The sequence below is a fragment of the Nocardia panacis genome, from assembly GCF_003598715.1.
GTDB lineage: Bacteria > Actinomycetota > Actinomycetes > Mycobacteriales > Mycobacteriaceae > Nocardia > Nocardia panacis.
Window position 1 is genome coordinate 198,990 of sequence record NZ_QZFU01000006.1, and the last position, 26,904, is coordinate 225,893.

29 protein-coding genes and 1 pseudogene are annotated in these 26,904 nt (G+C 68.0%); 15 read left to right on the plus strand and 15 right to left on the minus strand.

Features of this window, described 5'->3' with window-relative positions:
- Nucleotides 1-35: 35 nt before the first annotated feature.
- Together moeZ and D5S18_RS01280 are read right to left on the minus strand one after the other, a co-directional pair.
- A complete protein-coding gene (moeZ, locus tag D5S18_RS01275) occupies nucleotides 36-1,220 on the minus strand; it encodes an adenylyltransferase/sulfurtransferase MoeZ (protein WP_120037053.1) in 1,185 nt (394 codons plus the stop codon).
- Between the two features lie 98 nt (nucleotides 1,221-1,318).
- The gene (locus tag D5S18_RS01280) at nucleotides 1,319-2,443 is read right to left on the minus strand and encodes a DUF3152 domain-containing protein (RefSeq protein ID WP_120037055.1); all 1,125 of its coding nucleotides are present in this window, start codon (nucleotides 2,441-2,443) and stop codon (nucleotides 1,319-1,321) included.
- A 117-nt stretch (nucleotides 2,444-2,560) separates the two neighbouring features.
- Between D5S18_RS01280 and fasR the strand changes: the two genes are divergently transcribed.
- On the plus strand, nucleotides 2,561-3,229 hold the full coding sequence (fasR, locus tag D5S18_RS01285) for an HTH-type transcriptional activator FasR (protein ID WP_120037057.1): 669 nt from the start codon (nucleotides 2,561-2,563) through the stop codon (nucleotides 3,227-3,229).
- A 65-nt stretch (nucleotides 3,230-3,294) separates the two neighbouring features.
- On the opposite strand, the gene D5S18_RS01290 is transcribed toward fasR, so the two are convergent.
- Together D5S18_RS01290 and D5S18_RS01295 are read right to left on the minus strand one after the other, a co-directional pair.
- Complete coding sequence (locus tag D5S18_RS01290) at nucleotides 3,295-3,525, minus strand: DUF3107 domain-containing protein (RefSeq protein ID WP_120037059.1); 231 nt, start codon at nucleotides 3,523-3,525, stop codon at nucleotides 3,295-3,297.
- Between the two features lie 104 nt (nucleotides 3,526-3,629).
- The gene (locus D5S18_RS01295; protein ID WP_120037061.1) at nucleotides 3,630-4,160 is read right to left on the minus strand and encodes a YceI family protein; all 531 of its coding nucleotides are present in this window, start codon (nucleotides 4,158-4,160) and stop codon (nucleotides 3,630-3,632) included.
- 101 nt (nucleotides 4,161-4,261) lie between these two features.
- Here D5S18_RS01295 and D5S18_RS01300 point away from each other — a divergent pair, with 101 nt between their 5' ends.
- Nucleotides 4,262-5,098 (plus strand): helix-turn-helix transcriptional regulator, encoded by an 837-nt coding sequence (locus tag D5S18_RS01300; protein ID WP_120037063.1) that lies wholly within the window; start codon nucleotides 4,262-4,264, stop codon nucleotides 5,096-5,098.
- Here the strand turns inward: D5S18_RS01300 and D5S18_RS01305 are convergent, their stop codons facing one another.
- Both D5S18_RS01305 and D5S18_RS01310 read right to left on the minus strand, forming a co-directional pair.
- On the minus strand, nucleotides 5,099-5,797 hold the full coding sequence (locus tag D5S18_RS01305; RefSeq protein WP_120037065.1) for a ferritin-like fold-containing protein: 699 nt from the start codon (nucleotides 5,795-5,797) through the stop codon (nucleotides 5,099-5,101).
- Between the two features lie 117 nt (nucleotides 5,798-5,914).
- Complete coding sequence (locus tag D5S18_RS01310; protein WP_147403808.1) at nucleotides 5,915-6,778, minus strand: SCO6745 family protein; 864 nt, start codon at nucleotides 6,776-6,778, stop codon at nucleotides 5,915-5,917.
- A 280-nt stretch (nucleotides 6,779-7,058) separates the two neighbouring features.
- Between D5S18_RS01310 and D5S18_RS01315 the strand changes: the two are divergent.
- From D5S18_RS01315 to D5S18_RS01335, 5 genes and pseudogenes are all read left to right on the plus strand, one after another.
- A pseudogene (locus tag D5S18_RS01315) lies at nucleotides 7,059-8,528 on the plus strand (DEAD/DEAH box helicase); the annotation flags it as partial.
- 562 nt (nucleotides 8,529-9,090) lie between these two features.
- On the plus strand, nucleotides 9,091-10,323 hold the full coding sequence (locus tag D5S18_RS01320) for an Rv3212 family protein (protein WP_120037069.1): 1,233 nt from the start codon (nucleotides 9,091-9,093) through the stop codon (nucleotides 10,321-10,323).
- A 57-nt stretch (nucleotides 10,324-10,380) separates the two neighbouring features.
- Entirely contained in the window at nucleotides 10,381-10,992 is a 612-nt protein-coding gene (locus D5S18_RS01325; RefSeq protein WP_120037071.1) for an acid phosphatase, read from the plus strand.
- Complete coding sequence (locus D5S18_RS01330) at nucleotides 10,989-11,474, plus strand: GNAT family N-acetyltransferase (RefSeq protein ID WP_120037073.1); 486 nt, start codon at nucleotides 10,989-10,991, stop codon at nucleotides 11,472-11,474. The genes D5S18_RS01325 and D5S18_RS01330 overlap by 4 nt, the downstream gene beginning before the upstream one ends.
- A 7-nt stretch (nucleotides 11,475-11,481) precedes the next feature.
- Nucleotides 11,482-12,198 (plus strand): endonuclease V, encoded by a 717-nt coding sequence (locus D5S18_RS01335; RefSeq protein WP_120037075.1) that lies wholly within the window; start codon nucleotides 11,482-11,484, stop codon nucleotides 12,196-12,198.
- Here D5S18_RS01335 and D5S18_RS01340 read toward each other — a convergent pair.
- On the minus strand, nucleotides 12,177-12,590 hold the full coding sequence (locus D5S18_RS01340; protein WP_239003459.1) for a hypothetical protein: 414 nt from the start codon (nucleotides 12,588-12,590) through the stop codon (nucleotides 12,177-12,179). The genes D5S18_RS01335 and D5S18_RS01340 overlap by 22 nt on opposite strands.
- 38 nt (nucleotides 12,591-12,628) lie before the next feature.
- Between D5S18_RS01340 and D5S18_RS01345 the strand changes: the two genes are divergently transcribed.
- Complete coding sequence (locus D5S18_RS01345) at nucleotides 12,629-13,594, plus strand: diacylglycerol/lipid kinase family protein (protein ID WP_120037077.1); 966 nt, start codon at nucleotides 12,629-12,631, stop codon at nucleotides 13,592-13,594.
- A 255-nt stretch (nucleotides 13,595-13,849) separates the two neighbouring features.
- A complete protein-coding gene (locus D5S18_RS01350; protein ID WP_011211115.1) occupies nucleotides 13,850-14,104 on the plus strand; it encodes a WhiB family transcriptional regulator in 255 nt (84 codons plus the stop codon).
- A 159-nt stretch (nucleotides 14,105-14,263) separates the two neighbouring features.
- On the opposite strand, the gene D5S18_RS01355 is transcribed toward D5S18_RS01350, so the two are convergent.
- A complete protein-coding gene (locus D5S18_RS01355) occupies nucleotides 14,264-15,778 on the minus strand; it encodes a sensor histidine kinase (RefSeq protein WP_120037079.1) in 1,515 nt (504 codons plus the stop codon).
- A gap of 57 nt (nucleotides 15,779-15,835) precedes the next feature.
- Nucleotides 15,836-16,051 carry a biotin/lipoyl-binding carrier protein gene (locus D5S18_RS01360; RefSeq protein WP_120037081.1) on the minus strand — a complete coding sequence of 72 codons (216 nt, stop codon included), beginning with the start codon at nucleotides 16,049-16,051 and terminating at the stop codon, nucleotides 15,836-15,838.
- A 122-nt stretch (nucleotides 16,052-16,173) separates the two neighbouring features.
- Between D5S18_RS01360 and D5S18_RS36540 the strand changes: the two genes are divergently transcribed.
- Nucleotides 16,174-16,248: a 50S ribosomal protein bL37 gene (locus D5S18_RS36540; RefSeq protein WP_120037341.1), complete on the plus strand. Its 75-nt coding sequence runs from the start codon at nucleotides 16,174-16,176 to the stop codon at nucleotides 16,246-16,248.
- Between the two features lie 85 nt (nucleotides 16,249-16,333).
- Here D5S18_RS36540 and rsrA read toward each other — a convergent pair whose 3' ends face one another.
- Together rsrA and D5S18_RS01375 are read right to left on the minus strand one after the other, a co-directional pair.
- A complete protein-coding gene (gene rsrA, locus D5S18_RS01370) occupies nucleotides 16,334-16,594 on the minus strand; it encodes a mycothiol system anti-sigma-R factor (RefSeq protein WP_120037343.1) in 261 nt (86 codons plus the stop codon).
- Between the two features lie 20 nt (nucleotides 16,595-16,614).
- Entirely contained in the window at nucleotides 16,615-17,355 is a 741-nt protein-coding gene (locus tag D5S18_RS01375) for a sigma-70 family RNA polymerase sigma factor (protein WP_439651068.1), read from the minus strand.
- Between the two features lie 236 nt (nucleotides 17,356-17,591).
- Here D5S18_RS01375 and ybaK point away from each other — a divergent pair, with 236 nt between their 5' ends.
- On the plus strand, nucleotides 17,592-18,098 hold the full coding sequence (gene ybaK, locus D5S18_RS01380; protein WP_120037083.1) for a Cys-tRNA(Pro) deacylase: 507 nt from the start codon (nucleotides 17,592-17,594) through the stop codon (nucleotides 18,096-18,098).
- 97 nt (nucleotides 18,099-18,195) lie between these two features.
- Complete coding sequence (locus D5S18_RS01385; protein ID WP_120037085.1) at nucleotides 18,196-18,549, plus strand: hypothetical protein; 354 nt, start codon at nucleotides 18,196-18,198, stop codon at nucleotides 18,547-18,549.
- A 17-nt stretch (nucleotides 18,550-18,566) separates the two neighbouring features.
- Here the strand turns inward: D5S18_RS01385 and D5S18_RS01390 are convergent, their stop codons facing one another.
- On the minus strand, nucleotides 18,567-19,337 hold the full coding sequence (locus tag D5S18_RS01390) for an SOS response-associated peptidase (protein WP_120037087.1): 771 nt from the start codon (nucleotides 19,335-19,337) through the stop codon (nucleotides 18,567-18,569).
- A 160-nt stretch (nucleotides 19,338-19,497) separates the two neighbouring features.
- Between D5S18_RS01390 and D5S18_RS01395 the strand changes: the two genes are divergently transcribed.
- Genes D5S18_RS01395 through rsgA form a run of 3 tightly spaced genes read left to right on the plus strand, consistent with a single transcriptional unit; the run spans nucleotide 19,498 to nucleotide 23,322 of the window.
- Complete coding sequence (locus D5S18_RS01395; RefSeq protein WP_120037089.1) at nucleotides 19,498-21,000, plus strand: aldehyde dehydrogenase family protein; 1,503 nt, start codon at nucleotides 19,498-19,500, stop codon at nucleotides 20,998-21,000.
- 40 nt (nucleotides 21,001-21,040) lie between these two features.
- Nucleotides 21,041-22,324, plus strand: a complete 1,284-nt coding sequence (gene aroA, locus D5S18_RS01400; RefSeq protein ID WP_120037091.1) for a 3-phosphoshikimate 1-carboxyvinyltransferase — start codon at nucleotides 21,041-21,043, stop codon at nucleotides 22,322-22,324.
- Nucleotides 22,294-23,322 (plus strand): ribosome small subunit-dependent GTPase A, encoded by a 1,029-nt coding sequence (gene rsgA / locus D5S18_RS01405; protein ID WP_120037093.1) that lies wholly within the window; start codon nucleotides 22,294-22,296, stop codon nucleotides 23,320-23,322. The genes aroA and rsgA overlap by 31 nt, the downstream gene beginning before the upstream one ends.
- Before the next feature lie 40 nt (nucleotides 23,323-23,362).
- Here rsgA and bluB read toward each other — a convergent pair whose 3' ends face one another.
- The 3 genes from bluB to D5S18_RS01420 form a co-directional block, all read right to left on the minus strand.
- Nucleotides 23,363-24,010: a 5,6-dimethylbenzimidazole synthase gene (bluB, locus tag D5S18_RS01410; RefSeq protein WP_439651064.1), complete on the minus strand. Its 648-nt coding sequence runs from the start codon at nucleotides 24,008-24,010 to the stop codon at nucleotides 23,363-23,365.
- A 36-nt stretch (nucleotides 24,011-24,046) separates the two neighbouring features.
- The gene (locus tag D5S18_RS01415; RefSeq protein ID WP_120037097.1) at nucleotides 24,047-25,324 is read right to left on the minus strand and encodes a fatty acid desaturase family protein; all 1,278 of its coding nucleotides are present in this window, start codon (nucleotides 25,322-25,324) and stop codon (nucleotides 24,047-24,049) included.
- Nucleotides 25,325-25,394: 70 nt separating this feature from the next.
- The gene (locus D5S18_RS01420) at nucleotides 25,395-26,873 is read right to left on the minus strand and encodes a fatty acid desaturase (protein WP_120037099.1); all 1,479 of its coding nucleotides are present in this window, start codon (nucleotides 26,871-26,873) and stop codon (nucleotides 25,395-25,397) included.
- Nucleotides 26,874-26,904 lie beyond the last annotated feature (31 nt).

The window sequence follows — 26,904 nt, forward strand, 5'->3', positions numbered from 1 at the left end:
GCCGCGCCGTAGCCGTGACCGGCCCGCGACCGAATTCAGTAAACCGGCAGCGAAGGATCGACCTGTTTGGCCCAGGCGACGATTCCGCCCTGGACGTGCGTCGCGTCGGCGAATCCCGCGCGTTTGAGTGCGGCCAATGCCTCTGCCGAGCGGACGCCGGTCTTGCAGTGCAGCACGATCGGGCGATTCTGCGGCAACTCCGAGAGCGCCTCACCGGACAGGATGCGGTCCTTGGGGATGAGCCGCGCGCCGTCGATGTGCACGATGTCCCATTCCACCGGTTCGCGCACGTCGATGATCTCCACCGGCTTGCCCGCGTCGATCATCTCCTTGAGGGCGCGCGCGGTGATGGTGGAGCCGATGGCCGCGGTCTGCCCCTCCTCGGACACCACACCGCAGAACGCCTCGTAGTCGATCAGTTCGGTGATCGGCTGACGCTCCGGATCGCGGCGCAGCTTGATGGTGCGGTAGCTCATATCCAGTGCGTCGTAGACCATGAGCCGCCCCAGCAGCGGATCGCCGACGCCGGTGAGGAGTTTGATCGCCTCGGTCACCATGATCGAACCGATCGAGGCGCACAGCACGCCGAGGACGCCGCCTTCGGCGCAGGAGGGCACCATGCCGGGCGGCGGGGCCTCCAGGTACAGGTCGCGGTAGTTGATGCCGCGTCCGTCCGGGGCGTCCTCCCAGAACACCGAGACCTGACCTTCGAACCGGTAGATCGAACCCCACACGTACGGTTTGCCCGCGAGCACCGCGGCATCGTTGACCAGGTAGCGGGTCGCGAAATTGTCGGTGCCGTCGACGATGAGGTCGTATTCGCGGAAAAGGTCCACCGCATTGTCGGGTTCGAGCCGAATCTTGTGCAGCCGCACCTCGATTCCGGAATTGATCTCCAGAATGGAATCGCGGGCGCTGTCGGCCTTGGCGCGGCCGATATCGGATTCGCCGTGAATGATCTGCCGCTGCAGATTCGACGCGTCTACCTCGTCGAATTCCACGATGCCGAGGGTGCCGACGCCCGCGGCCGCGAGATAGAGCAGGGCGGGCGACCCGAGGCCCCCCGCGCCGATGACCAGCACCTTGGCGTTCTTCAATCGCTTCTGGCCGTCGACGCCCAGATCCGGGATGATCAGGTGGCGGCTGTAGCGAGCGACCTCGTCCCTGGTGAGCTCCGGGGCGGGCTCGACCAGTGGCGGCAGGGACTTCGGTGATGACACGTCCAGGACTCCTCGCATCGAATTGGCCGATTTCTCCCGATACAACACCGGTTACGGGGCCGTTCTTCCCCGACCATGGTGTCGCACCCGCGCCGGCGTCACCCGCGCGGGTACGGCCAGGGATTGAAGCGGCAGACCTTGCCGTCCATGGGCACCACGCCGCCGGGTTCCAGCGCGGCGATGTCGTTGTCGCGCACCCCGAAGGTCTGCTGCATCATGACCGGGGCCAGGCCGCCGTCGGAATCGCAGGGCTGATGCCGGTGGTAGCCGATGGCGTGGCCGACCTCGTGGTTGATCTGGTACTGCCGGTAGGACCCGATATCGCCCTCGAAGGCGGTCGCGCCGCGCACCCAGCGCGCCTCCGAGAGCACCACCCGGCCGAGATCGGCGTTGTAGCAGGAGGAATCGATGGGGATCTCGAAACCGCAAGCCTTGCGGGTGGTTTGGCGGGTGGTAAGCGAGATGCGGAATTCGGTGTCGCCCTGGTCGACTCGGCGGAAGCCGAATTTGGGGTCGTGGGTCCAGCTTTTCGGGTTGGCCAGGGTGGAATCGATCATCCGCGCGACCGATTCGTCGCCGCCGAAGCCGGAAGTGTCGAGCCCGTCCTCGATTTCGATCGAATACCGAAAGACGGTCTCGGCGCCCGCGCCGACCTGCGGTCCGGCGCCGGCGATGAGATGCCATGTCCCAGCGCCGGATTCGGTGAACGCGCCGCCCTCGGGCAGCACACCCGTCGGCAGATCCTTCGGGAAGCGGCCGTCGCCGGGCGGCGCGCCGATGATGCCCGACACGGCGGCACGCGGACTCAGCGAACCCAATCCCGGAGCGCCAGTTACGGATGCGGGCGGATTGCCACCGCGCACCGCGTCCACGACGACGAATACGGTGACCACGAAAAGGATAGGGAGCGCATAGGCCCGCCACCCGTAGGTGGAGACGAAACGTCTTAGCGCGCTCGGCTTTTCCGTCTCGCGCTGCTCGTCGGCCCCGGTGGGATCCCAACTCGCGCGCAACGGTTCGTGCGATCCATCGGGGTGCGAATAGAGACCGAGCGGGTCATAAACCTCGAGCTCGCGCCGATTTCTGTTTTCCTCCGGGGTGTCCTCGCGCGATATCTTCCGCGCACTGGCGCTATTCCCGGTACGCGACCGTGAATCCGGTCCGGACCTTGCCACGACGCCCGAGACTACGGAAACCGGCCCGCCGAAGCCAGTCCGGAGCATCTGCTCAGCATTCGTGGGTGGGGACCGCGAGCATCCGCCGCGCGCGACAACCGAGTATCGTTTCTCGGATACCCGGTGCACACCCCTCCTGCCGGGGAATCGACTGGGAGAGCAGAAATGACTGACCTCGTGGACCGGATGACGTCGCGCAGATCCTCGTCGTCGTCGGCCCAGGCACCGACCAAACGCGGCACCCGGCTGCCGCGCGAGGAACGGCGGCAGCAACTCCTACGGGCGGCTAGCGAGGTTTTCGTGCTGCGCGGATATCACGCCGCGGGCATGGACGAGATCTCGCAGTGCGCCGGAGTCAGCAAACCGGTGCTGTACCAGCACTTCAGCAGCAAGCTGGAGCTATATTTGGCCGTCCTGCAGAACTATGTCGACATGCTGGTCTCCAGCGTGCGGCAGGCGCTGCGCTCGACCACCGACAACCGTCAACGCGCCCGCGCCGCCGTGCAGGCGTACTTCGATTTCGTAGACAACGAGATGCAGGGTTTCCGTCTGGTCTTCGAATCGGATCTGACCTCGGAGCCGCAGGTGCAGCGCCGGGTCGAACAGGCCACCGAGGCCTGCGTGGACGCCGTCTTCGATCTGGTCGCCCACGATTCGGGTCTGGATCCCTACCGCGCCCGCATCCTCGCGGTCGGTCTGGTCGGGGCCAGCCAGTTCACCGCCAGGTACTGGCTCGAGGCGGACCGGCCGATCCCGAAGGAGGAGGCGGTGGACACCACCGTCGCCCTCGCCTGGGGTGGTCTGTCGCACGTGCCGCTGCATCCGATCGACTGACCCGCCGAGACGACAAGAGCCCCCTCTTCGGAGGGGGCTCTTGCCATCTGCGAGAACTACCGATGTCACACCGCGGCGAAGCCGACCCGGCCCGCGGTGAGCGCGCCGATCTCCACGTAGGAGACCTTCCCGGCCTGGATCAGGTACTTGCGGCCCTTCTCGTCGGCCAGCGACAGGATCGCGCCCGCACCGCCGCCGAGCGCGTCGCTGACCAGCTTCTCCACCTCGTCGGGGGTCTGTCCGCTGTTGATCACCAGCTCGCGCGGGCTATCCGAGATACCGATCTTGACCTCCACGGCCAACCTCCGAACGTTGAGTCCTTCGCTGTCGAAACCAGGTTAGTGCAGCACAACCCGCCGAGGGCACGCGGTCGCGTGCGCCCACAGCGAAATGCGCCGCCTCACTTCGGTTCGACGAGCTGAATCTCGAGTTCCACCTTGACCGCGTCGCTGAGCAGGCCGGGCAGCGGGCCGCCCACGCCGAAATCGGTGCGTTTGATGGTTCCGGTGGCCGAGAATCCGGCGTGCCGCTGCCCCGTCGCGCCGAACTCCTGCACCCCGCCCCACTCCACCTCGAGGGTCACGGGTTTGGTGATGGCGCCGAGGGTGGCCTCGCCCGCGACGGTGAAGGTCTCGGCGATGGCGACGGGTTCGACGGCGCGGAAGCTCAGCGTGGGGCGGTTCGCGACATCGAGGAAGTCGGCATTGCGGATATGCGCGTCGCGGTCGGCATTGCCGGTGTCGAAGGAGTCGAGGTGGATCGTCGCGCCGATGGTGGCGGTGCCGTCCTCGTGGGCCTCGAATTCGGTGTCGAACCGGGTGAACGAGCCGCGTACCTTGGCGATGCCCAGGTGGCGAATGGTGAAACCGACCGAGGAGTGGAATGTGTCCAGCGCCCACGGACCGGTCTTGAGTGTGGCGGGAATCGTCATATCCCGACCATCGCGGCACCACCGGTCGATAGCCAGACCGCCGTTATCCTGGCCCCGCCAGGGCGAGGATAAGCCGACCACCCTTCGGCATCATGGGGTGCATGGCCCGCTCTGGATTTGCCGAATTCCTGGTCGCGCGCCGCGCCGAGCTGCGGCCCGCCGATGTCGGGCTGCCCGAGGGCGGGCGTCGCCGCACCCCCGGTCTGCGCCGCGAGGAGGTCGCGGTCCTCGCCGGACTCAGCGCCGACTACCTGGCCCGACTCGAACAGGGTCGCGACACCAATCCGTCGATGGCGGTGGTCAACGCGCTGGCCAACGCGCTCAAACTGGAGGGTTCGGCCCGACACCACTTCGGCTGGCTCTCGCTCACCGCCTGCCAGGGCGCGGGCTGTCCCGGCGAGACACCCCCAGAAGCCGAGGTCTCCGAGACGATGATGGGCATCGTGCGGGCGCTGAATCCGACCCCGGCCTTCGTGCTCGGCAGACAACTCGATGTCGTGCACTGGAATGCCGCCTGGGCCGAGTTCGCGGGGCCGCTCGGTCTGCTCGACGAGCCCGACCGGGTGAACCTCGCGACCTACACCTTCACCCATCCCGCCGCCCGCCGGGTCTGGCGCGAATGGGATGCGGTGGCCGACCTGCTGATCGCCGCGCTGCGGCGCAGCCAGATGCGCTGGGGCGCGGATACCGGGATCGAACGGTTCATCGAGGAGCTCTGCCGAACACCGGAATTCGCGCTGCGCTGGCTCCGGCACCCGCCCAGCGGATTCACGAACGCGCGCCTGGCGCTCGCGCATCCGGTGCACGGCCCCGTCACGGTGCCCTTCGAAACACTGGACGGCGCGGGCGATCACAGCGTCGCGGTCTGGCTCGTCGAGCAGACGACGGCGCGCACACCCGCACTGCGCCTGGTCGGCAAGCGCGCCGCGAACGAATAATCAGAGCCCGAGCACCGCCATGCGCTCGGCGTGGCTGTCCTGCATGCGCTCGAACAGCGCGGCGATGCCATTCAGATCGCCCGTGGCAGTGAGGACCAGTTCGGTCAGCTCGTCGCGCTGGGCCATGACGTACTGCGCCTGGGTGATGGCCTCACCGAGCAGGCGGCGACCCCACAGGGTGAGCCGGTCGCGTTCGGCGCGGTTGGTGGCCACCGCGCGGCGCACCTCCTCGACGACGAATTCGGAGTGGCTGGTCTCGGCGAGCACATCGCGGACCACCGTGGCCACCTCGGGGGCCAGCGCGCCCGCGATCTCGGTGTAGAAATCGGCGGCGATACCGTCGCCGACGTGGAATTTCACCATCGACTCCAGCCAGGTCGACGGGTCGGTGGAGGCGTGATAGGCGTCCAGCGCCCGCACGAAGGGGGCCATGGCGTCGAAGACGTCGATCCCCCTTTCGGCGAGCGCGGACTCGAGGGTGGTGAAGTGGCCCATCTCGGCGGCGGCCATCTTGGCCACCGCGACCTTGCCGCGCAGCGTCGGGGAGAGTTCGGCCTCCTTGGTCAGGCGGTAGAAGGCGGAGATCTCACCGTAGGCGAGCACGGCGAACAGGTCGGTCACGCCGGAGTGGTCGGCGGCGACCGGCGAGAGGTGCTGGTCGGTCTGCGATGCGCCGAGCGCGGGTGACGGGGCTCCCATGCCGCACAGCGTAGTCCCGCGACGCCCGATCCCGCCGGGCGTCCCGGCCGCGCTCCCGGCATCCGAAATTCGCGTCCACCATGCGGGACGCGAATTCGGTTGCCGATCGAATAGCGCTCAGTCCTCGACCTCGCCCATGGCCATCGGGCTCGCGGCCGGGATGATCTCCGCGCGGATCCGCTTGACCAGCGGCGCGAGCGTGGTGGTCACCTCGGCGATCGCGTCCTGCGACAGCACCGACAGCGCGCCGCGCCAGGACGACTCGTCGGTGGCCCGCTCGATCCGATCGAGCAGGTCGCCACCTCCCGCGGTGAGCGTCGGGCTGGTCGGTTCGCCGACCACCAATCCGGCGGCCCGCAATTCGTCCACCGCGTCGGACCATTCCTGTTCGGAGATGCCGCGCACGGTGCGCGCCACCGACTGGAGCGTCTTACCCGCGGCGACCTGCAGCACCATCGCGTGACGGCCGGTCAGGCCGTGGGTGATCAGGGCCGCGACATGGCCGTCGCCGCGATGTTCGCGCAGTGAGGTGGCCAACTGCCACAGCGCGCCCACCGGATCCTCGGGCAGCGGCAATTCCGCGTTGGCCGCGAACAGCGCCCGACCGGTGGGGTCCGCGCTCTGCTGCACCGGGGTGAGCAGGGCGACCGCGCGCGCCGCCTCGGCCGAACCCGCGCCGCATTCGCGCAGCACCCTGGTCGAGAGCGCCAGCCTGGCCTCGAGGCAATGCTGGGGCGTGGTGTGCTCCCAGGCGGCGGGCAGCGCCCTGGCTATGGCGTCGCGATGGTAGACGGAGAAGGTGGCCAGCACCGCGCCCGCGCCGACCGCGCCGAGCGGGGCCGCCCGATATGCGAAGTATGCCTGCGAGACCCCGCGCAACCCGAGCGCGAGCGCCGACTCCTTCACCCCCGACCCGAAATAGGTGACGACATGCAGCGGTTCGAGCGTCGCCCAGATTCGACGCGCCGGATGAATTGCCATGTGCCACAACATACGTCGAGAAACGTCTCAGCGAAACCGTACTAATGCGACGAATTGCGCCGGACGGCAATTCGAGCGGCGCACAATATCACGCTACAATCTCTCGGGACAACGGAAATTTTCGCACGCGACAACGATTCGCAGCGGGTTTCCCGAGTTCGGAAAATGTGCGCGCACCTGATCCGCGTCACCCCGTGCGCCGCGCCTAGGTATCCCGAGTTGGCCCACAGCTGGCCCCGTGATCCGGCTGCGGCACGGCGGTGAACAGCGACAAGCGGAGATGTGGTCGTCGCGGACCGGCCGGTCCGCCCCACACCCTCGGTGCGCGCGGGACGCGCATACGAGGAAGGCGAAGAACCTGAGCAAGATCACCGTAGAACCGGAACCGGGTCTGACCGACACCCTGTTGACGGCCGAACTGGACGCGACACATACCGCACCGACATTCGCGGAATTGGGCGTGCGCCCGGAAATCGTGCGCGCACTCGGCGAGATCGGCATCGAACGCACTTTCGCCATTCAGGAACTCACCCTGCCGCTCGCGCTGGCCGGTGAGGACCTGATCGGCCAGGCCCGCACGGGTATGGGAAAAACCTTCGGATTCGGAGTGCCACTGCTGCATCGCGTCGCCACCCCGGAATCCGGTGTCACACCGTTGGACGGCACCCCCAGGGCACTGGTCATCGTGCCCACCCGCGAACTGTGCATCCAGGTCACCCAGGACCTGGAGAACGCCGCCAAGCACCTGGCGGGCGGACGCGGCCCGCTGCGGGTCACCTCCATCTACGGCGGCCGCCCCTACGAGGCACAGATCGAGGCACTGCGCGCCGGAGTCGATGTGGTCGTCGGCACTCCCGGTCGCCTGCTCGACCTGGCCGACCAGCAGCACCTCATCCTCGGCAAGGTCGGCGTGCTGGTGCTCGACGAGGCCGATGAAATGCTCGACCTGGGCTTCCTCCCGGATATCGAGCGCATCCTGAACATGGTCCCGGAGAAGCGGCAGACCATGCTGTTCTCGGCCACCATGCCCGGCCCGATCATCACCCTGGCCCGCACCTTCCTCACCCGCCCCACCCATATCCGGGCCGAGGAGCCGCACGACTCGGCGGTGCACGACCGCACCGCACAGTTCGTCTACCGGGCGCACGCGCTGGACAAGAGCGAACTGATCGCGCGCATCCTGCAGGCCGAGAGCCGCGGGGCCACCATGATCTTCACCAGGACCAAGCGCACCGCCCAGAAGGTGGCCGACGAACTGGCCGAACGCGGTTTCGCGGTCGGCGCGGTCCACGGCGATCTCGGCCAGATCGCGCGGGAGAAGGCGCTCGCCAAGTTCCGGCGCGGCGCCATCGATGTACTGGTCGCCACCGATGTCGCGGCGCGCGGCATCGATATCGACGATGTCACCCACGTCGTCAACTACCAGTGCCCGGAGGACGAGAAGACCTACGTGCACCGTATCGGCCGCACCGGCCGGGCCGGGCGCACCGGCGTCGCGATCACCCTGATCGACTGGGACGAACTCAACCGCTGGTCCGCCATCAATGCCGCGCTGGGCCTCGGCATCCCGGAGCCGGTGGAGACCTACTCGCGTTCGCCGCACCTATTCTCCGATCTCGGCATCCCGGAGGGCGTTACGGGCCTGGTCCGCAAGCCGCGCCCCGAGCGCGCGGCCGACGCGGAGGTCGTCGAGCGGCCCGCCCGCGCCGCGCGCAAGCGCAACCGCAAGCGCACCAGGGGTGGTCAGCCGGTGGAGGCGAATGGCGCCGCGCTCGAGACGGATACCGAGCCGACCGCCGAGAACCCGGATGCCACACCGGCTCTCGCGGACGACGAGCAGGACCGTCCCGCGCGCCGCAGGCGAAGGCGGCGGCGCGGCGGCGAGGAGAACGCGGTCGAATCCGAGTCGGGCGCAACCGATTCCGTCGACGCGGACGCCCCGACGCCCGAGCATGACGCTGCCGTATCCGATGCTGCCGCACCCCGAGTGACCGCATCCGATGTTGCCGCATTCACCGCCGCGGCGCCCGAGTCGGAGACCTCGCAGGACGAGCAGCCCGCCAAGCCCGTCCGGCGACGGACCCGCACTACCCGCGCGAAAGTCGCCGACACCGCGACGGCCACCGGGGACAGCACGCAGTCGACCGAGGCTCCGGCCGCCGACGCGGGCGAGCAGGCGGCCCCGCGCCGCACTCGTCGCCGTCGCCGCCCGAGCGAGGAGTCCGCGGCAGGCACGGCGCAGGCCGGGGAACCCATCCCCACCGTCGCGACCGCATCGGCCTGAGCGCGCCGAATCCGCTACTCTCGCTCACGTGCTCGCACCCGAGCGGCGGACGCGCGCCGACATCATCTCCGCGGTCGTGATAGCCGTCTTGGTGGTGGTGGCGGCGATCGTGGTGTGGGCGCGCGGCGACGCGCGCGGCACCGAATCGGTGACGGCCACCCACCCCGCGACGGCGCCGACCCCCGCCGACAAATTGCCCACCGGGCTGCGCGAACTGTGGCATGCCCCCGACAGCGCGGACGCCCGTGCGCTGGTCGCGGGCGGCGTCGCGGTCACCGGGGAGGAGGGCTCGGTCGTCGGCCACGACCTGACGACGGGCGAGCAGGTGTGGCGCTACCGACGCGATATGCCGCTGTGCGGGGTGGAGTCGCAGTTCGGGATGGTCATCGCGGTGTATCGCGACCAGCGCGGCTGTAGCCAGGCCACCTTGCTGGCGGGCGAGGACGGGTCGCGGCGCACCGCCCGCAGCAGCTATATGGACAAATCGGTCCGCCTTTCGGTCGACGGCACCTACGTGCTGGCCGCGGGGCGGGACAGGTTGGAGATGTGGCGCTCGGATCTGGTGCGCACGGTCGAATACGGATATGTCGACGCCCAGGTCAACGCCAAGACCCAGCCGCGCACGGGCTGCACCCTGCTCTCGGCCGGCTCGAGCGCGGCCCGGCTGGCCGTGGTGGAGCGTTGCCCCAACGATCCGTCCAATCGGCTCAGCGTGCTCAATCCCGCACCCAAGGACAACACCGTCCCGGAGGAGTACGGCTCGCACGTGCTCACCGGTCCCGGCGCGGACGCGCCCGGTGTGCGGGTGCTCGCGGTCTCCGACAGCCGCGTCGCGCTGTATCTGCCGCCCGCGCCGCATCCGGTGGCCGACGCGCCCGCCGGTCCGCGCATCGGGATCTATGACGCCTCCGGCAATCAGCTGCTGCTGCGCGATCTGCCCGCGCCGATCGCGGACACCGCGACCACCCGCATCGGCTCGGCCTTCTTCGTCTTCACCGGCGACAGCGTGATCGCTTTGAGCGCGAGCACTTTCGACCAGCTGTGGCAGGCTCCCGGCGCTGTGGGCACGCCCGCGCTGATGGCGGGTCGGCTGCTGCTGCCGGTGGCCGGGGGGATCGCGGTGCTCGATCCGTCGACGGGCGCGGAGCAGTCCAGAATTCCGGTCGATCGCCCCGACTACGGTGGCGCACCCCTTTCGCTGTCGGTGCTCGGCGCCGTCATCCTGGAGAAGCGCGGCGCCACCCTGTTCGCACTGGGCTGACCGGCCCGCGACCGAACCCGGTACCCCCGATCCCGGCGAGTAGCCCATGATTGACCCATGCCCGAACCAGAGGATGCTCGCCTAGTGCTGCTACGCCACGGTGAGACGGCGTGGTCGGCCGCGCATCGACATACCGGCCGCACCGATCTCCCGCTGACCGAACGCGGCGAGGATCAGGCCCGTGCCGCCGGACAGTTGCTCGCCGCGCTGAAATTGCGCGATCCGCTGGTGCTGACCAGCCCGCGCCAGCGGGCCGTGCGCACCGCGGAATTGGCCGGATTCGCCGATGCGACCGTCGACGACGACCTGGTCGAGTGGGATTACGGCGACTACGAGGGCATGACGACCCCGCAGATCCGCGAATCCGCGCCGGGTTGGACCATCTGGACCGGCGCGGCGCCCGGCGGCGAGACGGCCGCGCAGGTCCGCGCCAGGGCCGACCGGGTGCTGGCCGCCGCGGTGCCCGCCCTGCCCGAACGCGATGTGATCCTGGTCGGCCACGGTCATTTCTCGCGCGCGCTCATCGCGCGCTGGGCCGGACTCGATATCGTGGAGGGCCGCCGCTTCGCCATGTCCACGGCCGCCGCCACCGTGCTCGGTCACGAGCACGAGGCGCGAACCATATTGGCGCACAATCTTGTTCACACTATCGATGGAGCACAGCAGTGACCGGAACCATTCGCCGCGCGACCGAGGCCGATATCCCCGGCCTGGTCGAACTCGTCCACGCCCTGGCCGAGTACGAGAAGGCAAGCCACGAATGCCATCTCACCGAGGAGCAGTTGCGCGAGGCGCTGTTCGGCGCCGCGCCCGCGCTTTTCGCGCATGTGGTCGACGAGGGCGGCGAGATCGTCGGCGGCGCGATCTGGTTCCGCAACTACTCCACCTGGCGCGGCGTGCACGGCATCTTCCTGGAGGACCTGTTCGTCAAGCCCGAGATGCGCGGAAAGGGTTACGGCAAGAGCCTTCTGGTCACGCTGGCGCGGGAGGCGGTGGCCAATGGCTACGCCCGCCTGGATTGGTCGGTCCTCACCTGGAACCAGCCGTCGATCGATTTCTACGAATCCCTCGGCGCGGTGGCCCAATCCGAATGGGTCGGCTATCGCCTCAGTGATGACGCACTCGAAAAGCTGGCCGCGACAACGACGTAACCCTGCGATGCGCATCGACTCCCCCGCCCGCTGGCCGAGGACACCCGAGCAGGCCATGGTCGTCCAGGACGAATTGCGCCCCCTGGTGGATACCCGCAATCCGACCCGACCCGAATTCCGCACGGCGGCCGGCCTGGATTCGGCCTACGCCGCGGACGGCACGGTGGCCGCCGCGGTGGTGGTCCTGGATATCGTCACCGGCGCGACCGTGGAAACCGCGGTGGCGCACGGGCACACCGAATTCCCGTACGTGCCGGGCCTGCTCGCCTTCCGCGAACTGCCCACCACGGTGTCGGCCCTCCAAAAGCTCACCACCACACCGGATCTGCTCGTCTGCGACGCGCAGGGCCTGGCCCATCCGCGCCGCTTCGGACTGGCCTGCCATCTGGGCATCCTGACCGGTCTGTCGACGATCGGCGTCGCCAAGAACGCCTGGGGCGACTATCTCGAACCGGGTCGCGAGCGCGGCGCCGCGTCGGATCTGGTGCTCGACGGCGCGGTGGTCGGTCGGGCACTGCGCACCAGGACCGCTGTCAAGCCGGTCTTCGTCTCGGTGGGCCATCGCATCGATCTCGATACGGCCTGCGCGCAGGTGCTGGCGCTGACATCGAAGTACCGCGTCCCGGAAACCACGCGCCGCGCCGACCGACTGTGCCGGGATGCCCTGCGCGGGATGTTCGCGAATCCGCCTGCGCCGCAGGACTATTCGGGATCCGCCCCGTAGGCGTGCGCCATGTAGCGGGTGGTCGGCGGCGCGAACAGCAGCACCAGCGAGGCCACCGCGGCCAGGCCGAGCAGCGCGCCGTACACCGGCTGGTGGGAGTCGGTGAGCAGCGACCACACCACCGGCAGCAGCAGGACCTGGGCGATGACCGCGATGGCCCGACCCCAGCGGCGGCCGAGCAGCAGGCCCGCGCCCGCCGCGAGCACCCCGCCGCCGAGAATGCCGAACCACGCCGCCGTGCCGTACCCGCTGGCCACGCTCTGATCCGAACCGAGCAGCCCGCGCGCGATCAGCACCACCGCGACGATCACCGCGACCGCGCCCTCCACCGCCACCAGCGCGCCCGCGCCGCGCACCGTCGCGGGCACGGCCGCATGTTCGTTGTCCACCACGCGCCCAGCCTACGACCCGCCCCGTCTACGCTTCGAAGGTGCGGACGCTGCTCATCGTGAATCCCAACGCCACCTCGACGACTCCGGCGACCAGGGATCTGCTCGCGCACGCCCTCGAGAGCCGCACGCAGCTCACCGTCGCGCACACCCAGCATCGCGGCCACGCCGCCGAACTGGCCCAGTGGGCCGCCACCAACGAAATGGACCTGATCGTCGTGCATGGCGGCGACGGGACGGTCAACGAGACCATCAACGGTTTTCTGCCGCTGCCCGAACTCGACGACGGCCAAGCGTGGATGCCGCGTCTGGGGGTCATCCCTGGCGGTTCGGCCAATGTGTTCGCCCGCGCCCTTGGCATCCCCCGCGATCCGGTCGCCGCGACCAACCAGCTGGTCGACCTGTTGAGTCTGGATCGGGGCGGTCGAGGCGAGACCCCGCAGCGCCGCATCGGCCTCGGCCTGGCCGACGACCGCTGGTTCACCTTCAGCGCGGGCGTCGGTCTGGACGCGGATGTGTGCGAGGCCATCGATCGCAGCCGGGCCGACGGCCATCCGGCCACCCCCGCCCGCTATCTGCGCACCACCGTCCGCCAGTTCTTCAAGGCCAGGCGGCACGCCCCCGAGGCGACTGTCGAGGTGCCTGGATTCGATACGGTCACCGGCGTGCACTACGCGTTTGTCACCAACACCACACCGTGGACCTATCTCGAATCCACGCCGGTACACACCAATCCGGGCACCCGATTCGAGACGGGTCTGGGCGTTTTCGCGGTGCGCTCCATGGGGGTGCTGCCGACGCTGCTGCTCGCTCGCCAGTTGCTGGCGGCCGAGGGAAACCCCAAGTCCCGCACTTTGTTTCGGCGCGACGATGTGCCTTCTATCCGGATCGAGACCAAAGAGCCCATCGGCCTGCAAATCGATGGCGACTACATCGGGAAACGTAACGTGGTGGATTTCACCTCGGTTCCCGGCATCCTCGATGTGGTCGCGCCCCGCCCCTCCTGAAACGCGAAACGCCGGGAAAAACCTCGCAGTTGCGCTGCGAAATACATCCGGAGCGAGTACAAAGGACCGGGCAGGTTCCCCCTCGGGGTTTCCTAGTGAGCGTGAGCTTCCCCACGGTGCACCGCAAACCTATTGACATCTACGGTGTTCGTGAAAGCATTCACAAGCAACCGTGCGGAAACATTCGAGTCGCACAAGTGAACGGACCACAAACCATAGGCACCCTTTTGCGGTGCCCAGCAAAGGAGCAGAGGAATGGACTGGCGCCACAAGGCCATCTGTCGCGACGAGGACCCCGAGCTGTTCTTCCCGGTGGGTAACAGCGGTCCCGCGCTCGCGCAGATTGCCGATGCCAAGCTGGTCTGCGCTCGCTGCCCCGTTACTGCCGACTGCCTGTCCTGGGCCCTGAAGTCCGGACAGGATGCCGGCGTGTGGGGTGGTATGAGTGAGGACGAGCGCCGGGCGCTGAAGCGTCGCAACGCGCGCACCCGCACCCGCACCGTCGTTTAACTCGACGATCGGTTACCGGGCTTGCAGCCCGGCCCGGTAACGCATTCACCCGGCACCCGAGGTGCCGGGTTTTTTGTTCGAATACCCGCGCCACTCGATGCGGGCGCGCACCGCGTATTCCCCAATTGGCCGCGGCGCCCGGCAATTGGTGGCGAACTCTCAGCGACCCGAACGCCGACCGAGCGGAACGCGCAACACCGCGTCGGTGCCGATATCCGCGCCGGGATGTAGCCCGATGGATCCGCCGAGTTCCGCGGTGACCAGCGTGCGCACGATCTGCAGACCGAGCCGGTCGGAGGATTCCAGACTGAATCCCGGTGGCAGCCCACGCCCGTCGTCGCTGATGATCACATCCAGCCAGCGCGCCGAACGCTCCGAACGAATCGTCACAGTACCGTTCTGGCCCGGATCGAAGGCGTGCTCGATCGCATTCTGCACCAACTCCGTCAGCACCATCACCAGCGGGGTGGCCCGCTCGGCGGAGAACACGCCGAGCGATCCGGCCCGGCGCACCTTGATCCGCGCGGTGTGCACCGTCGCCACATCCGCCATGATCGGCAGCAGCCGGTCCACCACCTCGTCGAGATCGACCTCCTCGTCCACCGACATGGACAGCATCTCGTGCACCGAGGCGATCGAGGTGACCCGGCGCACCGATTCGGTCAGCGCGACCTGCGCCTCCTCGTTCTCGGTGCGACGAGCCTGCAGGCGCAGCAGCGCCGCGACGGTTTGCAGGTTGTTCTTCACCCGGTGATGGATCTCGCGGATGGTGGCGTCCTTGGACAGCAGCGCCCGATCGCGCCGCTTCACCTCGGTGACATCGCGCACCAGCACCGCCGCCCCCGCCAGCGCGCCGTGCGGACGCAGCACCAGGGTGCGCAGCAGCACCGTCGCGCCGCGCGCCTCCACCTCCATCCGCCGCCCGGTGCGGCCGGCCAGCGCGGCCTGGATATCGCCGACCACCTCCTGCGCGTCGAACGGGTCGGTGATGAGCGAGCGCGTGGTGACGGCCAGATCCTGCCCCGCCAGATCGCTCTGCAAACCCATGCGGTGATAGGCCGAGAGCGCGTTCGGGCTCGCGTAGACGACGATGCCCTCGGTGTCGATGCGAATGAATCCGTCGCCCGCGCGCGGGCTGGAATGGGTGGCGGCCCGGTCCTCGGTGGTGGGGAAGGTGCCCTCGGAGATCATCTGGCACAGGTCGTCGGCGCAGGCCACATAGGCGATCTCCAGCGTGCTGCGCACCCGCGAGCGCTGCACATCGGTATCGCGGCTGAGCACCGCGATGATGTCATCGCCGCAGCGCACCGGAATGGCCTCGCGGGTGGCGTGCACCGGATGCGGGTGATAGACGCCGCCCGCCTCCACCTCGCTGTCGGAGCGCACGATCTTGCCGGTCAGCAGCGCCTCGAAGACCTGCGGGTGGTCGTCCTTGGAGGCCGTGGAGCCGACCAGATCCTCCACGTGCACGGTCGCGGCCGTGGTCGGGCGGCACTGGGCCACGCACACCACCTCCGCGCCGTCGGCCACCGGTCCGGCCCCGACCCACAGCAGCAGATCGGCGAAGGACAGGTCGGCCAGCAGTTGCCAATCCCCCACCACCCGCTGCAGATGATCCACCGCGACGCCGGGCAGGTCGGTGTGTTCGGCCAGGAGCTCGCTGAGTGTCGCCACGTTCGGTCTACCGCTTCGCTTGTTCGGTCAGGGTCGAGAAAATCGGATCGGTCGGGCTCAGGAGATGACGGCGATCAGGTCGCCCTGCTGGAGCACCTGCCCCGGTGCGACGGCGATGGAGGTGACCTCCCCGTCCACCTCGGTGAGCACCGGGATCTCCATTTTCATGGATTCGAGCAGGACGAGGGTCTGGTCCACGTGCACCCGTTCTCCCACGGCCACCTCGACGGCGAGCACGGTCGACACCATCTCCGCACGCACTTCCTCAGCCATGAAAACCTCGTTCCTCGCCCATGACAACCCGATTCCCGCGCGATCCGCGGGGACCCGCATCCGCTGCAGCTACAGCCAACCACACGTGAAACAATGGTCTTCAATCAGAAGGGAGACTACCGATGGGTAAACGCGGACGTAAGAAGCGCGGGCGCAAGGGAAATGCGGCCAACCACGGCAAACGGCCCAACGCCTGAGCGACGGCTCGCCGGGAAATCGAGCGGCACGCGCCTCCGAGAAGAGCACGGAGAGCGCATGCCGCTCGAATTCTTTTGCCTACCTTCAGGATTCGGTCTCGACCTCGGTGACGGTGACCGTGCGGCGGATCTCCAGGGTGAGCCGATCGCGCAGCGACTCGGGCGCTTTGTCGCCACCGCATTTGCGGTTCAGCAGGCGCTTGAGCTTCTCTTCGATGCCGTACGCCTCGATGCAGGGGCCGCAGGTGTCTATATGGTGCTGCAACCGCGCCTTGGTGGCCTCGTCGCACTCGTTGTCCAGCATCAGCCAGACATCGGCCAGCACGGCGGTGCAGTCCAATTCCATATCGGGGTCATGCTCGTGACTCACTGCTTGACCTCCTGACGTGCCGCACCGGTGCGGTGGAATCCACGTTCGCGCGCCACATCGGCGAGCAAACCCTTCAGTTGTTTACGGCCGCGGTGCAGCCGGGACATCACCGTACCGATGGGGGTCCCCATGATGTCGGCGATTTCCTTATACGGGAACCCCTCCACATCGGCGTAATACACCGCCATCCGGAACTCTTCGGGCAATTCCTGTAAAGCGCTCTTGATGTCGTCGTCGGGCAGCGCGTCCAACGCCTCGACCTCCGCCGAGCGCAGACCCGTCGAGGTGTGCTCGGCGGTGGCGGCCAACTGCCAGTCGGTGATCTCGTCGGTCGGGTACTGGGCGGGTTGGCGCTGCTTCTTGCGGTAGGAGTTGATGTAGGTGTTGGTCAGGATCCGGTAGAGCCAGGCACGCAGATTGGTGCCCTCCCTGAAGGAACGGAACCCCTGATACGCCTTGACGAAGGTCTCCTGGACCAGATCCTCGGCATCGGCCGGATTCCTGGTCATGCGCAGCGCGGCGCCGTAGAGCTGATCCAGCATCGGGAGCGCGTCGCGCTCGAAACGCTTGGCCAACTCCGCCTCGTCGGCCACCGCCTCCTCGCCCGCGGGAACATCGGACACCGCGCCGGGATCGTCGACCACCTTGCCGGGATCGTCGACCGTTTTTCCGGCAGCGCCGATCGCAGCACCGGCCTCCGGTTCGGTCACCACGCCTTCGTCGCTCGTCACACCAATCCCTTCGATCGCCGTACCAGCCAAATCTACCGGCTGCGGCATATCGAATGGGAATCGAGCGCCGTCACCCGGCGCTCGGCGTTCTTTCAGCAGAACGGGCACCGACCTCTCCTTCGCATCGATCACTGTTTATTCGGGGTTTGTATAGCCGACAACAAGACCGGACGGCCGACTGTTCCCGCACCCGCGCGAAAACGACTGGGTGGCGCGCGCGTCACCCGGTTAGGGTGACGCGCATGGCTGTCGATCGCAAAAAGGGAACCGCGACTCCGGCGATCACCGCGCTGGCCAAAGCCGGTATGCCGCACCGGGTCCACAGCTACGCGCACGATCCGCGCGCGGAGTCCTTCGGCGCGGAGGCGGTGGCCGCGCTGGCCGCCGAACTCGGTGTCGCACCCGCCCAGATCTTCAAGACGCTGATCATCGAACTGGGCACCGGATCGCTGGCGGTCGCCGTGCTGCCGGTGCCCAATACCCTCTCGCTCAAGGCCGCGGCGGCCGCGCTCGGCGCGGGTAAGGCCGCCATGGCGGAGAAAGCGAAGGCCGAACGCAGCACCGGATACGTGCTCGGCGGCATCTCCCCGCTCGGGCAGCGCAAGCGGCTGCCGACGGTGATCGACGAATCGGCGCTGTCCTGGGACCGAATACTGTGCAGCGCGGGCAAGCGCGGTCTGGAGATCGAGGTCGCGCCCGCGGATCTGATCCGACTCACCGATGCGGTGGCCGCACCGGTGATCGCCTAGACAAGGCGCGGGGGCGGCGCGGTTGCGCGGGGTTTCGTACCCGCTGTGCGTTACTGGACGGGCCGAAAATCGTCCAATCCCGAGGAGTGATGCGAATATGCGTGCGCGCGAAGTTGTCGTTGCCCTGTTCGGTGCGTTGATGATAACCGCGAGTACCTCGGCTCTACTGGCTCCCGCGGCCGTCGCCGCGCCCGCCACCACCCAGAACGCGCCCGCCACCACCCAGGATCCGACTCAGGGGCAGCCCCTCGACTACTACAGCGGGCCGAACCGGAACCAGCAGGAATTCCCCCTCGACTACAGCTATCCCCGCCGGGACCCCGAGGTCGAGACCATGGACCGGATCGAGAAATTCGGCGGCGGATTCGCCACCGAGATGATCGACCTGATCGGCAATACCGCCAAATGCGCGCTGAGCATCGCGAACAAGTCGGTCGAATGCCAGTACTGACTCCGTAGCCGGGCCGGTCAGAGCAGGCTGATCTGACCGGCCTCGGTGCAGGCGGTGGGGGTGAGCAGTTCCGGCCCGTTGTTCTTGACGCTGTTGACCAGCGTCGAGACCGGGCGGGCCACGATATCGGCCACCAGGTCCGGGGTGGGGGTCGCCAGGAGTTCGGCGGGGGCGGGATGGTCCGGATCCAACCAGGCCGCCCAGTGTTCGCGCGGCATCGGCAGCGGCATCCGGTCGTGGACGCGGGTCAGGTCGCCGACCGCGTCGGTGGTCAGGATGGTGCACGAGAGCATGGGTTCGGATTCGGGCAGCGACCGATCCCGCCACACCGACCACAGCCCGGCCATATAGAGGCGGCCGCCGTCGGCGTCGGCCATGTAGTAGGGATGTTTGATCGCCTTGCCGTTCGGCGCGGATTCGACCAGCCATTCGTACCAGCCGTCCATGGGCACCAGGCAGCGCCGGTACTTGACGGCGTCGCGGAAGGACGCGGTGGTGGCCGCCTTGTCGGCGCGGGCGTTGAACAGCGGTTTGCCCTTGATCGGGACACCGGGTTCGGCGGTCTTGGTCCACACCGGGATCAGTCCCCAGCGCATCCGCCGCACCCGAAGCCGGGGTTGATCGTCGGGATGGTCGCGGTCGTGCCGCCGCACCACGGTGAGCACCTGCGTGGTGGGGGCGACGTTGTAGTTGGTGAACGCGCCCGCGTCGGGACCCGTCTCGTCGATGGCGTCCAAATCGGCGGCGAGCCTGGCCGGATTGGTGGTGGTCGCGTAGCGTCCGCACATATTCGGATACTCCCATCGCGTGCCGACAAACGGATACCGGAGTCGTAGCGGCCGATTTCCCGAAGGAATCACCCCGGTCGAATGCTAGCGGGTGACCGAATGAGAGTTTCGACCTAACATTCTCTCACGACGCCGCGCCGCGGCACCGGAGGAGATTGCCGTGACAGCCACCGACACCAGTCCGGATCAGGACACTTTCACCTCGGTCGATCCGGCCACGGGCGAGGTCATCGCGACCCACCCCCGCGCCGACGAAGCCGCGGTGCGCGCGGCCGTCGCCCGCGCCCGCACCGCCGCCGCGTATTGGGGCGCACTGGATTTCGACGCCCGCCGCGCCCACCTGCTGCGCTGGAAAAGCCGGGTGGTCGCCGACTCGGCGGAATTCAGCGCGCTCATCCACCGCGAGAACGGCAAACCGCTCGACGACGCCTACCTGGAACTGCTGCTCGTCGTCGAGCACATCGACTGGGCCGCCAAACACGCCAAGAAGGTTCTCGGTCCGCAGCGCATCGCACCCGGACTGCTCATGTCGAATTTCGCCGCACGCCTCGAACACCGCCCGCTGGGTGTGGTCGGCGTGATCGGTCCCTGGAACTATCCGGTCTACACACCCAACGGCTCCATTGCCTACGCGCTCGCGGCGGGCAATACCGTGGTGTTCAAACCCAGCGAATATTCCACCAGCGTCGGCAACTATTTCGCCGAGAGCTTCGTCCGCGCCAATCCCGAACTGCCGCAGGGGATTTTCGCCACCGTCAACGGTTCCGGGGCGACCGGCGCCGCCCTGGTCGCGGCAGGCGTCGACAAGATCGCCTTCACCGGGTCGACCGCCACCGGCAAACGCATCATGGCCGCCGCGGCCGAGACCCTCACCCCCGTCCTGCTGGAATGCGGCGGCAAGGACGCGGTCATCGTGGCCGCCGACGCCGACCTGAAGGCCGCCGCCGACGCGGTGGCCTGGGGCGCGACCGCCAATAGCGGGCAGACCTGCGCGGGCGTCGAGCGCGTGTACGTGGATCGGTCGGTGCGCGACGAATTCGTCGCCGAGGTCACCCGCATCCTGTCCGAGGTCAAACCGGGTTCCGGCGCGGGCGCGCACTACGGGCCGATGACCATGCCGAGCCAGATCGATATCGTCAAACGGCATATCGAAGCGGCACTGCGCAGTGGCGGCACCGCCGCACTCGGCGGACCCGAATCCATCAAAGGTCCCTACATCGACCCGGTGGTGCTGGTCGACGTGGACGAGGATTCCGAGGCGGTGCGCGAGGAGACCTTCGGCCCCACCGTCACCATTCGCACCGTCGAGGGCGTGGACGAGGCCGTCGCACTCGCCAACGCCAACAAATACGGGCTCGGGTCGGCGGTGTACTCGCGTCGCCGCGGCCTCGAGATCGCCCGCAGACTGCGGGCCGGGGCCACCTCGGTCAATTCGGTGCTGTCCTTCGCCGCCATCCCCGGCCTGCCTTTCGGCGGCGTCGGCGACTCCGGTATCGGACGCATCCACGGCGCGGCCGGACTGCGCGAATTCGCCCGCCCGCATTCGATCGCGGTGCAACGCTTCGCGATTCCCGGTATGGCCCTGCTCAGCTATACCCGCACCCCATCGACGGTGGCCCTGCTGCGCAGGCTCATCCCGATTCTGCACGGCCGAAATAAATAACGGCCCGCCGCTGGTGTGTCCATGCGACTCATGCGTCACTATGGACATCGTGAGTTTCTGGCCAGCACCCCACGTCGATGCCCCGGTTCGCGCGACCGTGACCCTGCCGGGGTCCAAGTCGATCACCAACCGGGCATTGATCTTGGCGGCGCTGGCCGAGGGGCCATCCACCCTGACGGGCGCGCTGCGCAGCCGTGACACGGAGTTGATGATCGGCGCGCTGCGCGCACTGGGCGTGCGGATCGAGGGCGAGGCGGACCGATTGACCGTCACCCCCGCGGCGACATTCGCAGGCGGCACGGTCGATTGCGGTCTGGCGGGCACCGTCATGCGGTTCCTGCCGCCGGTCGCGGCACTGGCGGCGGGCGATGTCCACTTCGACGGCGACGAGCAGGCCAAGGTGCGCCCGCTGGGCACCATCCTGGACGCGCTGCGCGCGCTCGGCGCGCGGATCGACGGCAACGCGCTGCCGTTCACGGTGCGCGGCAGCGGGGCGCTGCGCGGCGGGCCGGTCACCATCGACGCCTCCGGGTCCTCGCAATTCGTCTCCGGCCTGCTGCTGTCGGCGGCCCGCTTCGATGAGGGCGTCGTGGTGCACCACACCGGCAAGGCGCTGCCGTCCATGCCGCATATCGAGATGACGGTGGAGATGCTGCGGCGCGCCGAGGTGAAGGTCGACGCGCCCGCGGGCGCCAGGGGCGCACAGACCTGGTCGGTGCATCCCGGCCCCATCCGCGCGGTGGACTGGGAGATCGAACCGGATCTTTCCAATGCCACCCCGTTCTTGGCGGCGGCGGCCGTCACCGGCGGCGAGGTGAGCATTCCGCATTGGCCGCGCCTGACCACCCAGCCGGGCGATGTCATCCGCGAGATCCTCGTCCGCATGGGCGCGGAGGCGCGCATCTTCGACGGCGTGCTCACCGTGCACGGCCCGGACCGACTGGCGGGCATCGATATCGACCTGCACGACGTGGGTGAGTTGACCCCCACGGTGGCCGCACTCGCCGCACTGGCGGATTCGCCGTCTGTGCTGCGCGGTATCGCGCATCTGCGCGGCCACGAGACCGACCGGCTGGCCGCCCTGGCCACCGAGATCAACCGGCTCGGCGGCGACGTCACCGAGACCGAGGACGGTTTGGAGATCAACCCCGCCCCGCTGCGCGGCGGCGACTGGCACTCCTACGCCGACCACCGCATGGCCACGGCGGGCGCGATCCTGGGTCTGCGGGTGCCCGGTGTGGCGATCGAGGATATCGGCACCACCGGCAAGACACTGCCCAACTTCGTCGGACTATGGGAGCGGATGTTGGGAGTCGCGCGCTGAGCCGGGCCGGACGCTCCGCCGCCAGCTACGACGAATCCGATGTGCGGGTGCGTCCGGGTCGGAGTACGCGACCGCGCACCAAGACGCGTCCGAGCCACAGCGATGCCCAATCGGCCATGGTGATCGCCGTGGATCGGGGCCGTTGGGGCTGTGTGCTCGGCGGCGATCCGGAGCGTCCGATCGTGGCCATGCGCGCCAGGGAGTTGGGGCGCACCCCGATCGTGGTGGGCGACGAGGTGGACGTGGTGGGCGACCTGTCCGGCAAACCCGACAGCCTGGCCCGCATCGTGCGGGTCGCGCCGCGCCGAACAGTGTTGCGCCGCACCGCCGATGACTCCGACCCGTTCGAACGGATCGTGGTGGGCAATGCCGAGCGGCTGTTCATCGTGGTGGCGCTGGCCGATCCGCCGCCGCGCACCGGATTCGTGGAGCGGGCCATGGTGGCCGCGTATGCCGGTGGGCTGCAACCGATTCTGTGTCTGACCAAACATGATCTGGCCGCCGACTCCGAATTCGCCGCCGCCTTCGACGATCTCGATCTCACCATCGTGCACGGCGGCCGCGACGACCCGCTCGAACCGATCCGCGACCTGCTGCGCGACCGCCTCACCGCACTCATCGGCCACTCCGGGGTCGGCAAGTCGACTCTGGTGAATCGCCTTGTGCCGCAGGCGGATCGGGCCGTAGGCGAGGTCTCCGGCGTCGGCAAGGGCAAGCACACCTCCACTCAGTCGGTGGCACTGCCGCTGGAAGGCGGGGGCTGGGTGATCGATACACCGGGCGTGCGGTCGTTCGGGTTGGCGCACATCACCCCCGACGATGTGCTGGCCGCGTTCAGTGATCTGGCCGGGGCGATCGAGGACTGTCCGCGCGGCTGCACCCATCTGGGTCCGCCCGCCGATCCCGAGTGCGCCCTGGATCGGCTACCCGGCAAGGAGCGCCGGGTAGCCGCCATTCGCCTGCTGCTGGTGGCGCTGAACGCCAATACCGATTGGTAGAACCGGTGGCGCCGCACCCGAATCACCGCATGCCGCGCAATCACCGCGCGCCGTAGCTCTCCTGATGCACCGCGGCATCGAGCGGACGACCGCGCCGCCACCCGAAGCGCTCCAGATCCGGAACCGTCTGGAATTCCCGGACCGGACCCACACACAGCCAGGCCACCGGACGAATACCCGCGGGCAGGCCGACCAGCCCGGTGAGGAATTCCGGATCGTAGAACGACACCCACCCGACGCCGACGCCCTCGGCGGTCGCGGCCAACCAGAGATTCTGGATGGCCAACACGGTGGAGTACACGCCGGTCTCGGGCACCGTGGCACGGCCGAGGACATGCGGGCCGCCGCGCGCGTCGTCATGGGTCACCACGATGCCGGTGCCGCTCTCCGCGATCCCTTCGATCTTGATCGGATCGAAGACCTCGGCCCGCTCCGGCGGCAGCGACTCATGGAAGGCCCGGCGCTGATCGGCCACATGCTCGGCGAAAGCGCGCAAACGCCGAGGATCGCGCACCACCACGAAATCCCACGGCTGCGAATTGCCGACGCTGGGCGCGCGATGCGCGGCATCGAGAATCCGCCACAGCGCCGCCTCGTCGATACGCGCCCCGGTGAATTCGGCGCGCACATCGCGGCGCAGTCGAATCGCCTCGTAGACCGTCAGTTCCGCAACCACGCCGCCAGTCAATCAGCAGCGGGTTGCGCGCACCGACCGGCCCCCGACTCAGCCGACCGGCTGCGGCGCGCGACCGGCGATGGCGCGGCCCCGCCGGATGAGGCGGCGCCTACTGGTGGCCAGTGCGGTGCGCAGCCCGCGCCGTTTACCGGTGACCGGATCGATGATGCTGTGGGCATTGCCGCCGAATTTGCGCTCCGAGGCCGTCTCCGGCGCGTCGTCGACGGTATCGCGCAGGTACTTGTTCGGCAGGGTGAGTTTGAGAATGGTGCGCCATGTCTTGAAGTACTGCACCGGCAGCGAACCCGTGGTGTAGGGCAGATCGTATTTGTCGCACAGCGCGCGCACCCGGACCGCGATATCGCCGAGCCGATTGCTGGGCAGATCCGGGAACAGGTGGTGTTCGATCTGGTGGCTGAGGTTGCCGGTCATGAAGTGGGTGATCGGGCCGCCGGAGATATTGGCGCTGCCCAGCATCTGCCGCAGATACCACTGGGCCTGCGTCTCGCCGTCGACATCGGCCTTGGTGAATTTCTCGGCCCCGTCGGGGAAGTGGCCGCAGAAGATGACCGCGTTGGTCCAGACATTGCGGATCATATTCGCGGCCAGATTCGCGGTGAGCGTGCTGACGAAGGCCGGACCGGTGAGCAGCGGGAACACCACGTAGTCCTTGACGACCTGCTTGCCCACCTTGGTGAGCACCTCGGTGCGCTTGCGCTCGAATTCCGCGCGGGCCGGGGTGCCCGGCTTGTAGCGGCCCGCGGCCAGCTTGCCGAGCTCCAAATGCTGAATGGCGACGCCGTATTCGAAGAACAACTGCAGCAGCAGGTTGTAGACCGGATTGCCGATACTGAACGGCCGCCAGCGCTGATCGCGGGTGACGCGCAGCAGGCCGTAGCCGATATCGTCGTCCATGCCCAGCACGTTGGTGTACTTGTGGTGCAGGTAGTTGTGGGTGTGCTTCCAGTGCTTGGCGGGGCCGGTGTTGTCCCACTCCCAGGAGCTGGAATGGATCTCCGGATCGTTCATCCAGTCCCACTGGCCGTGCATCACATTGTGCCCGATCTCCATATTCTCGATGATCTTGGCGGTGCTCAGCAGGGCGACGCCCGCGAACCAGGCCGGGGGCAGGAAGCTGACGAAAAGCACCGCGCGGCCGCTGATTTCGAGCGCGCGCTGCAATCGGATGACATTGCGGATATACCGCGCGTCCGATTCGCCGCGCGATGCCTCGATTTCGCGCCGGATCGCGTCGAACTCCGCGCCGAGCGCCTCGACATCGGCTTCGGTGAGGTGCGCGTACTCCTTGACATCCGAGATCGCCATGCCGGTTACAGTACCGTAAGTTACGAAACCGTAGGTTATCGGGAGCGCCGCCGAGGCTGTGGCAAATACCTTATTGCGACCGCGCCCGCCACGCACTATGCTCGCGTCGCCGCATTGCCTTCTCCCGCAGGGCTTTCCGACGCAACGCCGACTTCTCCTGCTCGGCTCGCTCCCGCAATGCCGCCGTCGCCGCGCGCAGCGCCTGCCGCTCGTGGCGCGCCCGCTCCCGCAGCGCCGCCTTGGCCTCGCGCAACACCTGCTTCTCGTGGCGCGCCTTCTCCTCGAGCGCCGCCTTGGCCTCACGCAGCGCCGAACGCAGCCCCCGATACCGACCCGTCTCCGGATCCACACCCAGCCAATGGCTTTCCAGCCAGTGCCCCTCGCTGCGGACCGCACCGGGCAGCGAGGGCAGCGTGATACCCGCGAACTTGCGTTCGGAGGAGGTCTCGGGCGCGTCGTCGGCCGTGCGCTTGAGGAAGCGGTCCGGCAGCGCGAGCTTGTGAATCGTGCGGAACGCCAACAGATACTGCTTACCGAGCGAGCCCGTCGTATACGGCAGGTCGTACTTGTCGCACAGCTCGCGCACCCGCGCGGCGATCTCCGGATAGCGATTGCTCGGCAGATCCGGGAAAAGATGATGTTCGATCTGGTAGCAGAGATTGCCGCTCATGAACGCCATCACCGGACCCGCCTTGAAATTGGCGCTGCCCAACATCTGCCGGAGATACCATTCGCCGCCGGTCTCGCCCTTCAACTGCTCGACGGTGAACTTCTCCGCGCCGTCCGGGAAATGACCGCAGAAGATCACCGCGTACGCCCACAGGTTGCGCACCAGATTCGCGGTGGCATTGGCTTTGAGCGTCGAGCGCCAAGCCGGACCGGTGAGCAGCGGGAAGACCAGGAAATCCTTGCCGACCTGACGCAGGATCTTGCGTGCGAACTCCTTATTCGGCGGCGAATCCAGTTGGAAACGCGGCACGCCGGTGAGCTCTTTCTCGATTGTCCAGTCGTGCAGGGCGATACCCCACTCGAAGGTGGCCGCCAGCAGCAGATTGGCCAGCGGCTGCACCAGATGTTTGGGTTGCCACTGCTCGTCGCGGGTCATGCGCAGGATGCCGAAACCGAGATCCTCGTCCATGCCGAGCACATTGGTGTAGGTGTGGTGGGAGTAGTTGTGCGCGCGCCGCCAGTGCGCCGACGGCCCGGTCATATCCCACTCCCAGGTGCTGGAATGGATTTCCGGATCGTTCATCCAATCCCATTGCCCGTGGGCGACATTGTGCCCGAGCTCCATATTCTCGATGATCTTGGACAGCGACAGCAGCGCGGTCCCGGTGAGCCAGGCCCAACGCGTGCGGCTACCGAACAGCACCGCGCGCCCGACCACCTCGAGTCCGCGCTGCGCGGCGATCGTGCGGCGAATGTATTTCGCGTCACGCGCACCGCGCGAGAGCTCGATATCGCGACGCACCGCGTCGAGCTCCCGGCCCAGTGTTTCGATGTCGGCCGCCGTGAGATGGGCGAATGCCTGAATATCGGTGATGGCCACCGAGGTCCCTTTCCCTACGCGAATTGGCTTC